The sequence below is a fragment of the Streptomyces capoamus genome, assembly GCF_014654935.1.
GTDB lineage: Bacteria > Actinomycetota > Actinomycetes > Streptomycetales > Streptomycetaceae > Streptomyces > Streptomyces capoamus.
This window is the reverse complement of record NZ_BNBF01000015.1, coordinates 204,609-209,608: the sequence shown is the minus strand read 5'-3', so window position 1 is coordinate 209,608 and position 5,000 is coordinate 204,609. Positions and strand designations below refer to the sequence as shown.

At 71.0% G+C, this 5,000-nt stretch carries 3 protein-coding genes; all 3 read left to right on the top strand.

Annotated elements, in window-relative coordinates; translation table 11 throughout:
* A partial coding sequence (locus IE312_RS23535; protein WP_189984318.1) for a xylulokinase occupies positions 1-1,323 on the top strand: 1,323 nt, incomplete at its 5' end.
* 101 nt (positions 1,324-1,424) lie between these two features.
* Positions 1,425-3,158, top strand: a complete 1,734-nt coding sequence (locus IE312_RS23530; RefSeq protein WP_189984317.1) for an ABC transporter ATP-binding protein — start codon at positions 1,425-1,427, stop codon at positions 3,156-3,158.
* Positions 3,158-5,000, top strand: a 1,843-nt coding sequence (locus tag IE312_RS23525; protein WP_229900335.1) for an ABC transporter ATP-binding protein, incomplete at its 3' end; no start/stop codon positions are given. The genes IE312_RS23530 and IE312_RS23525, both read left to right, overlap by 1 nt.

Sequence of the window (5,000 nt, the reverse complement as noted above, 5' to 3'; positions counted from 1 at the left end):
CCGAGCGATGTCGACCCCCAGGCCTGGCTGCTCTCGCTCGGGGAGGCCGCCGGCGGCGGCCTCCTGGAGGGCGTGCAGGCCATCGGGGTGTCGGCGCAGCAGAACGCGGTCGTGCCGCTGGACGCGCAGGGCAACACCGTCCGCCCCGCCCTGGTCGGCGGCGACAAGCGCGCCCAGGTGGCGGCGGCGGACCTGGTGGACGCGCTGGGCGGCAAGGAGGCCTGGGCGCAGGCGGTCGGCTGCGTCCCGCAGGCGGCCCAGCCGGTCACCAAGCTGCGCTGGCTGGCGAAGAACGAGCCGGAGAACGCGCCGCGCACGGCCGTCCTGCTGCAGGCCCACGACTGGCTGGTCTGGCAGCTGCTCGGCCGTCCGGTGCGCAGGACCACCGACCGGGGCGGGGCGTCCGGCACCGGGTACTGGTCGGCGGCCACCGGCGGCTACCGGCCCGACCTGGTCGAGCTGGCGCTCGGCCACCAGGCGATGCTGCCGGAGGTGATCGGTCCGTCGGACGCGGCCGGTACGACCCCGGAAGGCCTGCTGATCTCCGCCGGCACCGGCGAGACCATGGCCGCCGCGTTCGGGCTGGGGATCGGCCTCGGGGACGCGGTGGTGTCCCTCGGCGCGTCCGGCTCGGTGATGGCCGTGCACCCGGAGGCGCTCGCCGACCAGTCCGGCATGATCACCTCCCTCGCCGACGCCACCGGCATGCACCTGCCGGTCGTCACCACCCTGAACGCCGTACGCGCCCTGCGCGGCACCGCCGAACTGCTGGGACTGCCGGACCTGGAGAGCCTGTCCGAGCTGGCGATGAAGTCCACGCCGGGGGCGCACGGGCTGGTGCTGCTGCCCTATCTGGAGGGCGAGCGGACGCCGAACCTGCCGCACACCGCGGGCACCCTCGCGGGGCTGCGGCGCGAGTCGATGAAGCCCGAGCACCTGGCGCGGGCCGCCTTCGAGGGCATGCTGTGCGGGCTCGCCGACGCGCTGGACGTGCTGCGCGGGCGGGGCGTGGAGGTGCGCCGGATCTTCCTGCTCGGCCCGGCCGCCGAGCTGCCCGCCGTGCAGGCCTCGGCGCCCTCGCTGTTCGGTGCGCAGGTCGTCGTACCGCAGCCCGCGGACTACACGGCGATCGGCGCGGCACGGCAGGCCGCCTGGGCGCTCGGTGTGTCGCAGGGCACACTCGACCCGCGGACCCCGCCGGCCTGGCAGGGCGCGGCGGCACAGGTGCTGGAGCCCGGTGAGGAACTGCCCGTGGGGCAGGCGGTGCGGCAGCAGTTCACCGCGGTGCGCGAGCAGACCCACCCGGGAGCGTTCCGGCCCTGAACCCGCCGGGGTTAATCGGTGGGGTAACGCGGGCGGAGTGTCCGACGATAGGGGCCAAGGGCAACCGACCAGCCCCTGTCGTCGACTCCGAGAGACGTAGCGTGCTCATACGACTTCTGCGGACCTATCTCAGGCCCTACAAGAAACCCATCGCCCTCCTGGTGGCGCTGCAGTTCCTGCAGACCTGCGCCACCCTCTACCTGCCCACCCTGAACGCGGACATCATCGACAACGGTGTCGTGAAGGGCGACACGGGGTACATCCTCACCTTCGGCGCCCTGATGATCGGCATTTCCCTGGCGCAGGTGGTGTGCAACATCGGTGCCGTGTACTACGGCGCCCGGACCGCCTCCGCGCTCGGCCGGGACGTGCGCGGGGCCGTCTTCGACCGGGTCCAGTCCTTCTCCGCGCGTGAGGTGGGTCACTTCGGGGCGCCCTCCCTCATCACCCGTACGACGAACGACGTGCAGCAGGTCCAGATGCTGGCCCTGATGACGTTCACCCTGATGGTGTCGGCGCCCATCATGTGCGTCGGCGGGATCGTGCTGGCCCTCGGCCTGGACGTGCCGCTGTCGGCGGTGCTGGTCGCGGTGGTGCCGGTGCTCGGCGTCTCCGTGACGCTGATCGTGCGCCGGCTGCGGCCGCTGTTCCGGTCGATGCAGGTGCGGCTGGACACGGTGAACCGGGTGCTGCGCGAGCAGATCACCGGCAACCGGGTGATCCGCGCCTTCGTCCGGGACGAGTACGAGCAGGGCCGGTTCGGGAAGGCCAACGCGGACCTGACCGAGATGCAGCTGGCCACCGGCCGGATGCTCGCCCTGATGTTCCCGATCGTCATGACGGTGGTGAACCTGTCGTCCATCGCGGTGGTGTGGTTCGGCGCCCACCGCATCGACAGCGGCCGGATGGCCATCGGCGACCTCACCGCGTTCCTCGCCTACCTGATGCAGATCGTCATGTCCGTGATGATGGCCACCTTCATGTTCATGATGGTGCCGCGCGCGGAGGTGTGTGCCGAGCGCATCCAGGAGGTCCTGGAGACCGATTCGAGCGTCGTGCCGCCGACGGCCCCCGTCACCGCCCTGCGGGCCCACGGGCACCTGGAGATCCGGGGCGCGGGCTTCCGCTACCCGGGTGCCGAGGAGCCGGTGCTGAAGTCCATCGATCTGGTGGCCCGGCCGGGTGAGACCACGGCCGTGATCGGCTCCACCGGCAGCGGCAAGTCGACGCTGCTCGGACTCGTCCCCCGGTTGTTCGACGCCACCGAGGGCGAGGTCCTGGTCGACGGCGTGGACGTCCGCGAGGTCGACCCGGAGCTGCTCGCCGGCACGGTGGGCCTGGTGCCGCAGAAGCCGTACCTGTTCGCCGGCACCGTCGCCACCAACCTGCGGTACGGCAACCCGGACGCCACCGACGAGGAACTGTGGCACGCGCTGGAGGTGGCGCAGGCCAAGGACTTCGTGAGCAGGCTGGAGGGCGGCCTCGACGCGCCGATCGCGCAGGGCGGCACCAATGTCTCCGGCGGTCAGCGGCAGCGGCTCGCCATCGCCCGCACCCTGGTGCAGCGCCCGGAGATCTACCTCTTCGACGACTCCTTCTCCGCGCTCGACTACGCCACCGACGCGGCCCTGCGTGCCGCGCTCGGCCGGGAGACCGCCGAGGCGACCGTCGTCATCGTCGCCCAGCGGGTGGCGACCATCCGGGACGCCGACCGGATCATCGTGCTGGACGAGGGCCGGGTGGTCGGCTCCGGCCGGCACGCCGAGCTGATGAGGACCAACGAGACCTACCGGGAGATCGTGCTCTCCCAGCTGACGGAAGCGGAGGCCGCCTGATGGCCGGGCCCATGGGACGCATGATGGCCGGGGGCGGCCCCGACCAGCGCTCGATGGACTTCAAGGGGTCGGGCAAACGGCTCGTCGCCCGGTTCCAGCCGGAACGGCTCACGATCTACGGCCTGCTGCTGTGCGTGCTCGTCAGCGTGGGCCTCAACGTCGTCGGCCCGAAGATCCTCGGCCGGGCCACCGACCTGGTGTTCGCCGGCATCATCGGCCGGCGGATGCCGGAGGGCGCGACCAAGCAGCAGGTGCTGGACTCGATGCGCGAGCACGGCCAGGGCCGGGTCGCGGACATGCTGCGCGGCACCGACTTCACGCCCGGCAAGGGCATCGACTTCGGTGCCGTCGGCGACGTCCTGCTGCTCGCCACCGGCACGTTCCTGGTCGCCGGTCTGCTGATGGCGGTCGCGACCCGGCTGGTGAACCGGGCCGTGAACCGGACGATGTACCGGCTGCGGGAGGACGTGCAGACCAAGCTGTCGCGGCTGCCGCTGTCGTACTTCGACAAGCGCCAGCGCGGTGAGGTGCTGTCCCGGGCGACCAACGACATCGACAACATCGGGCAGACGCTCCAGCAGTCGATGGGCCAGCTGATCAACTCGGTGCTGACCATCATCGGCGTGCTCGCGATGATGTTCTGGGTTTCCTGGCTGCTGGCGCTGGTCGCGCTGGTGACCGTGCCGCTGTCCTTCGTGGTGGCCACCCGGGTCGGCAAGCGGTCGCAGCCGCACTTCGTGCAGCAGTGGCGCTCCACCGGCAAGCTGAACGCGCACATCGAGGAGATGTACACCGGGCACACGCTGGTGAAGGTGTTCGGGCGGCAGCGGGAGTCGGCGCAGCAGTTCGCCGAGCAGAACGAGGCGCTGTACGAGGCCGCGTTCCGGGCGCAGTTCAACAGCGGTGTCATGCAGCCGCTGATGATGTTCGTGTCGAACCTGAACTACGTGCTGGTGGCGGTCGTCGGCGGCCTGCGGGTCGCGTCCGGCGCGCTGTCCATCGGTGACGTGCAGGCCTTCATCCAGTACTCGCGGCAGTTCTCGATGCCGCTGACGCAGGTGGCGTCGATGGCGAACCTGGTGCAGTCCGGTGTCGCCTCGGCCGAGCGGATCTTCGAACTCCTGGACGCGGAGGAGCAGGAGGCGGATCCGGTGCCGGGCGAGCGGCCGCAGGAGCTGCGCGGCCGGGTGCGGCTGGAGCACGTGTCGTTCCGGTACGACCCGGAGAAGCCGCTGATCGAGGACCTGTCGCTCACGGTGGAGCCGGGGCACACGGTCGCGATCGTCGGCCCGACCGGTGCGGGCAAGACCACACTGGTCAACCTGCTGATGCGGTTCTACGACGTCACGGGCGGCCGGATCACCCTCGACGGGGTCGACATCCGGAGGATGACCCGGGACGAACTGCGGGCCGGGATCGGCATGGTGCTCCAGGACACCTGGCTGTTCGGCGGGACCATCGCGGAGAACATCGCGTACGGCGCCTCGCGCGAGGTCACGCGCGGCGAGATCGAGGAGGCGGCGCGGGCGGCGCACGCGGACCGCTTCATCCGTACGCTGCCCGACGGCTACGACACCGTGATCGACGACGAGGGCACGGGCGTCAGCGCCGGTGAGAAGCAGCTGATCACCATCGCGCGGGCGTTCCTGTCCGACCCGGTGATCCTGGTGCTGGACGAGGCGACGAGCTCGGTCGACACCCGTACCGAGGTGCTGATCCAGAAGGCGATGGCCAAACTGGCGTCGGGCCGTACCTCGTTCGTGATCGCACACCGGCTGTCGACCATCCGGGACGCGGACACCATCCTCGTGATGGAGAACGGCGCCATCGTGGAACAGGGCG